The sequence below is a fragment of the Streptomyces sp. NPDC058964 genome (assembly GCF_042741275.1).
GTDB lineage: Bacteria > Actinomycetota > Actinomycetes > Streptomycetales > Streptomycetaceae > Streptomyces.
The window spans coordinates 1-3,318 of the sequence record NZ_JBHYKH010000273.1; the positions used below are offsets into that span (position 1 = coordinate 1).

Sequence of the window (3,318 nt, forward strand, 5' to 3'; positions counted from 1 at the left end):
GGTCGCGCGTGCCGCGACCTGTCCGGGACCTCCCTGCCGCGCTCCGGCGCCGTTGTCCGCGAGTCCGGCGAGGCCGTGGTGGCCGTCCCCGTCGAAGTCACCGCGCACCAGGGAGTCGAGGCCGGGCTTCGCGGCGGTCGGCGGCAGCCGCAGTGCCGTGGCCGCGGTCCGCTTCACCGGTCCGGTGGGACCGCCCCAGGTGACGTAGGAACGACTGCTGGGACCGGTGACGTGCGCCTCTCGGACCGTGTCCGTCCGCCGATCAACGCGACGCACGTGTGAGGGTGCAGTCCCCGGGTCCCGGTGCCTTCGGGCCGTCGTCTCCCGTGCCCCTCGTCGCGGAGCCGCGCACCGCGAGGAGTGCGGCGCCGAGGTCCGCGGCCGCTCGCGGGTCGGACAGGGCGCGGCCGGTCAGCTCCTCGATGCGGCGCAGCCGGTAGCGGACCGTGTTGGGGTGGACGAAGAGGCTGCGCGCCGCGTCGGCGGCCGAGCCGGCCGCGGCGAACCAGTGCTCGAGTGTCTCCAGCAGGCGGGCGCGCTCCGCGGCCGGGAGATCGAGGACGGGCTGGAGGGTCACCGTGACCAGGTGCGCCGCCTCCGCCGGGGCGGCCGCGACGACCATGGCCAGCGGGTTGTCGTCGAAACGCGCGACCCCCGGGCCGGTGCCGGGAAGGCCTGCCAGGGCCAGCCGGGCGAAGCGCAGGGCCTGGGGGGTGTCGCGCAGCGAGTGGAAGCCGGGGCTGACGCCGACCCGGGCGTGCGCGCGGCGCAGGATGCGCAGTCCGGTGCTCTCCGCCGCGGGCGCGGTCAGGGCGACCAGGCCGATCTGCTGGTCGGGCAGCAGCCGCCAGGCGGACGGGAGGTGGGCCTGGCGCAGGGCGGCCTCGATTCCGGCCAGCGGCTCCGTACCGGGGGCCGCGGACTCGGCGGCGACCACGGCGTAGGGTCCCCGCTCGGGCATGCCCAGTTCGCGGGCGGCCTCCCACAGGGTGGTGCGGTCGGCGATCACGCCGGTGAAGAGCGCTTCCACCAGGGCGGAGCGCCGCGCCTCGCGCTGCAGGGTCAGCTCGGCGGAGGTCTCCCGGTGGGCGTCCGCCACGGCTTCGGCGAAGAGGCCGAACAGCGACCAGATCTCGGCGGAACGGGCCACCAGTTCGGCGTCCGTGACCTCCGGGTGGGTACGTGCCTCCTTGACGATCTCCGACCACAGGAACTCGAAGCCGATGCGGTAGGCGTGCAGGGTGTCGGCCAGCGGCATGCCCTGCTCGGCGCGGATGCGGCCGGTGTCACGGGCCGGACCGGGATCCGGGGGGCCGGCCCGGTGGAAGTGCCTCAGCACCAGGTCGGCGTTGGCCGTGCACGAGCGGCGCAGCGAGTCGAAGGGCAGGAGCGACTCGTCCCTGTATGCGGCGGCGTCCGAGCGGATGCGCTCCGCCAGCCGCTCGCCGAGTTCCGGAAGCCGTGCGTGCATCGACGCGGCCACACCCGAGAAGTCCATCGGCGCAGTGTAGTGCCCTGCCTTTGTTCCCGGGAACAACCGGCGGACGGGGACGCTGTCGTCCCTGCCATAGGTCGTCGTCGGCGGCGGCACCACCATGTCGTGAACGTGAACGGCGGATTTCGACGGTGACATTCGTGGAGGCGGGGCATGCCCAATCTGGCGGAGTTCTTGGTGCGGACGGCACAGCGGCAGCCGGAGCGTCCCGCGCTGCGTCTGGGAACGCAGGTCGCCACCTACGCCGACCTGGACGAGCGCAGCGCCCGCGCCGCGGCACTGCTGCGGGCCGAGGGCGTGCGGCCGGGTGACCGGGTGGCCCTGATGCTGCCGAACGTCCCCGAGTTCGTCGTGCTGTACTACGGCGCCCTGCGCGCCGGGGCGATCGTCGTGCCGATGAACCCGCTGCTGAAGACCCGGGAGACCGAGTACCACCTGAACGACTCCGGGGCGGTGCTGCTGTTCGAGTGGCACCAGGCACCCGGTGAGGGCGCTCAGGGAGCGGCGGCCGCCGGGGTGCGGCACATCGCGGTGGAGCCCGCCGCGTTCACCGCGCTGCTGGCCGGTCACGAGCCGCTGGCCGAGGTGACGCAGGCGGCCGGCGACGACGTGGCCGTGCTCCTGTACACCTCCGGTACGACGGGTCGTCCGAAGGGCGCCGCGCTCACGCACGCCAGTCTGCGGCACAACACCGAGGTCAACACCGTCCATGTGCAGCGCATGACGGCGGACGACGTGGTGGTCGGCTGTCTGCCGCTGTTCCACATCTTCGGGCAGATCTGCACCATGAGCGTGGCCGTCCGCGCCGGCGCCTCGCTCACCCTGATCCCCCGCTTCGACCCGCAGGCCGTGCTGGACGCCATCGCCCGCGACCGGGCCACGGTCTTCGAGGGGGTGCCGACGATGTACGCGGCGCTGCTGCAGCACCCGGCCGAGGCGGACGTGTCGACGCTGCGGACGTGCGTCTCCGGCGGTGCCTCGCTCCCCGTGGAGGTGCTGCACGGGTTCGAACGGCGCTTCGGCTGCATGGTGCTGGAAGGCTTCGGCATGTCGGAGACGAGCCCGGTGGTCTCCTTCAACCACCCCGACCGGCCGCGCAAGCCGGGATCGGTCGGCACCCCGATCCGGGACGTGGAGGTCCGGCTGCTGGACGAGAAGGGCCAGGACGTGGCCCCCGGCGAGGTCGGTGAACTGGCCGTGCGCGGTCCCAACGTGATGAAGGGTTACTGGAACCTGCCCGAGGAGACCGCGACCGCGATACCGGACGGCTGGCTGCGCACCGGTGACCTCGCCCGGCGGGACGAGGACGGCTATCTGTACATCGTCGACCGCAAGAAGGACATGATCATCCGCGGTGGCTACAACGTCTACCCGCGGGAGATCGAGGAGGTGCTGCACGAGCACCCGGCCGTCGCGCTGGCGGCCGTGCTGGGCGTGCCGCACGACCGGCTCGGTGAGGACGTCGCGGCCGCGGTGGTCCTGCGCCCGGGCGCCGAGGCCACGCCCGCGGAGCTGCGGGAGTTCGTCAAGGACCGGGTCGCGGCGTACAAGTATCCGCGCGAGGTCTGGCTGATGGACGCCCTGCCGACGGGCCCCAGCGGCAAGATCCTCAAGCGGGAGATCAGCGCGCCCGCAGGGTGAGGCTCGCCCCGCGCGGGGACCCAGGTGGCATGCGGTAGAGTGGATCTTGAGCTCGCCGCCCGAACACCGGGTGGGGTGGGGTGCCGTGCGTTGGTGGTCCAAGGAAAGACGTCCCGCTTCCTGCGGGGAGATGCAGGTGCAAGGCCTGCCCGGCGCTCGAACGGAACCCCCGTCACCCATCC

Annotated in this window: 2 protein-coding genes and 1 pseudogene; 1 reads left to right on the top strand and 2 read right to left on the bottom strand. The window is 73.1% G+C overall.

The features are described 5' to 3' along the window. A pseudogene (locus ACFW2E_RS28425) lies at positions 1 to 276 on the bottom strand (hypothetical protein); the annotation flags it as partial. After that, complete coding sequence (locus tag ACFW2E_RS28430; protein WP_384469919.1) at positions 263 to 1,498, bottom strand: PucR family transcriptional regulator; 1,236 nt, start codon at positions 1,496 to 1,498, stop codon at positions 263 to 265. The pseudogene ACFW2E_RS28425 and the gene ACFW2E_RS28430, both read right to left, overlap by 14 nt. A gap of 150 nt (positions 1,499 to 1,648) precedes the next feature. Between ACFW2E_RS28430 and ACFW2E_RS28435 the strand changes: the two genes are divergently transcribed. Next, a complete protein-coding gene (locus ACFW2E_RS28435) occupies positions 1,649 to 3,136 on the top strand; it encodes a long-chain fatty acid--CoA ligase (RefSeq protein ID WP_384469920.1) in 1,488 nt (495 codons plus the stop codon). The last annotated feature ends 182 nt before the right edge of the window (positions 3,137 to 3,318 follow it).

Bases quoted from the DNA above. Each gene is read 5' to 3' on its own strand.
- ACFW2E_RS28430 (WP_384469919.1), bottom strand. From the start codon at position 1,498: ATGGACTTCTCGGGTGTGGCCGCGTCGATGCACGCACGGCTTCCGGAA.
- ACFW2E_RS28435 (WP_384469920.1), top strand. From the start codon at position 1,649: ATGCCCAATCTGGCGGAGTTCTTGGTGCGGACGGCACAGCGGCAGCCG.